A 1,927-nucleotide genomic window follows, 5' to 3' on the forward strand; every position below is an offset into this window, starting at 1 on the left:
CCCGCGCGATCCTCCAGACTGTCGCGGTGGATTGAGATGCGCCGCGGCTGGGGAGACCGCTGGCAGAAGCTGCAGTTGCTGGCGCGGCCACGGCAGCCCGAAGCCTTGCCGCGCCGGCTCGACCGGCGCCGCATCTACGTGCTGCCCACCCGCTTCGGCATGTTCGTGACCACCGTGCTGGTGGCGATGTTGCTGGGTGCGCTGAACTACAACAACAACCCGGCGCTGCTGCTGGCGCTGCTGTTGGCCACCGTCGCGATCGCCAGCACCATCAGCGCGCACCTGCAGCTGTCCGGGCTGCAGGTCGATGCGGTGTCGGCCGAACCGGTGCACGCCGGCCAGCCGATGCGGTTGCGGATCAGCGTGTCGCGGCCCGATGCGCGCGCGCGACGCGGGCTCGAACTGGCCCTTGGCCAGGCGGTGGCCTTCGGTCACCTGCTGGACACCGACCAGGTCGAAGTGGACCTGATGCTGCCCACCGTGCGACGCGGCTGGTTCGATCTGGCACGCATCCGCATTTCCACCACCCAGCCGCTCGGCCTGGTGCGCGCCTGGTCGTGGGTATGGCCCGACGCACCGCTGCTGGTCTACGCGGCCCCCGAACGCCAGGCGCCCGCCCTGCCGGAAAGTGGTGGCGATCCCCTGCATACCCGCGTGCATGCCAGCGGCGACGAGCTGCATCAGCTGCGCCCCTACCGCGCGGGCGACCCGACGCGCAGCATCGCCTGGAAGCACTCCGCCCGGCGCGACACCCTGCTGGTGCGCGAGTATGAAAAGCCGGTTGGCGTGGACGTACTGCTGGACTGGCGACAGCTGTCCGCGCTGCCGGTCGAAGCACGCATCGCGCGGCTGGCCCGCTGGGTGGACCTTGCCGAGCGCGATGGCCGCCGCTACACCCTGCAGCTACCCGGGCAGCCGGTGCTGGGACCGGGCAATGGCAGCGCCCACCACCACCTGTGCCAACGCGCACTGGCGCTGATGCCGCATGACTGAGCCCACGTCCCCCACCCTGGGTTCCAGCGCGCGCCACTGGACCCTGGCCAGTGCTGCACTGGGCCTGCTGCCGCTGTTGCTGCAGCTGCCCGACCTGCTCGCCGCCATCATCGCCCTGGTCGCACTGGTGACCGCCGTGGCGGCGCGTCAACGCGTGCTGCCTGCGGTGCTGCGCGTGGCACTGGTGCTGTGCATGCTCGCCGCCATCTACTGGCAGATGGGCGCGCGTCCCGGCCGCGATACCGGCTGCGCCTTGCTGGCGGCCATGCTGGCACTCAAATCCAGCGAACTGCGCAGCCTGCGCGATGCACGCAGCCTGCTTGGCTTTGCGCTGTTCGCGCCGTTCGCCGCGTTCCTGCTGGACCAGGGCCCCACCACGATGGCCCTGGCCGTCGTGGCCGCGCTCACGGCGCTGCTGACCCTGCAGCGGCTTGCCCATGCCGAAGGCCAGGCGCCCAGCCCGCGCCTGGGCGGCGCGCTGCGCGGGGTGGGCAAGCTGGTCGCGCTGGGGTTGCCTCTGGCGCTGGCCGGTTTCTGGCTGTTTCCGCGGCTGAGCCAGCCGCTGTGGGGCATCCCCGACCGCGCCGTGGGCACGCCCGGTTTGTCCGACCACATGGAGCCGGGGCAGTGGCTGGACCTGATGGCCGACGACGCGCCAGCCCTGCGCGTGCAGTTCTTCGGCGCCGTGCCGGCCGCCGAGCAGCGCTACTGGCGCGGCCCGGTGATGACCCGCTTCGATGGGCGCCGCTGGGAACAGGATGACGCTGCCCGGCAACGGTCACCGGCGGCGGTGACGCATTCGGCTGTGCGCTGGGACTACCAGATCGACTACGAGCCCACCGACCGCCGCCAGCTGGTGGCGCTGGACCTGCCGCTGCAGGCGCCCGCCGGCAGCACCCTGGACGGTGCCCACAGCCTGCGCAGCACTGCCCGC

2 protein-coding genes are annotated in these 1,927 nt (G+C 71.9%); both read left to right on the forward strand.

Features of this window, described 5'->3' with window-relative positions:
- Positions 1 to 36: 36 nt before the first annotated feature.
- On the forward strand, positions 37 to 993 hold the full coding sequence (locus tag DBR34_RS10550; RefSeq protein ID WP_128096755.1) for a DUF58 domain-containing protein: 957 nt from the start codon (positions 37 to 39) through the stop codon (positions 991 to 993).
- Positions 986 to 1,927: DUF3488 domain-containing protein (locus DBR34_RS22665; protein WP_258223815.1), on the forward strand; the 942-nt coding region annotated here is incomplete at its 3' end. The genes DBR34_RS10550 and DBR34_RS22665, both read left to right, overlap by 8 nt.

Source organism: Stenotrophomonas sp. HMWF003, from assembly GCF_003061285.1.
Lineage (GTDB): Bacteria > Pseudomonadota > Gammaproteobacteria > Xanthomonadales > Xanthomonadaceae > Stenotrophomonas > Stenotrophomonas maltophilia_AP.

Coding starts and splice junctions, on each gene's coding strand:
- DBR34_RS10550 (WP_128096755.1), top strand. CDS start 37: ATGCGCCGCGGCTGGGGAGACCGCTGGCAGAAGCTGCAGTTGCTGGCG.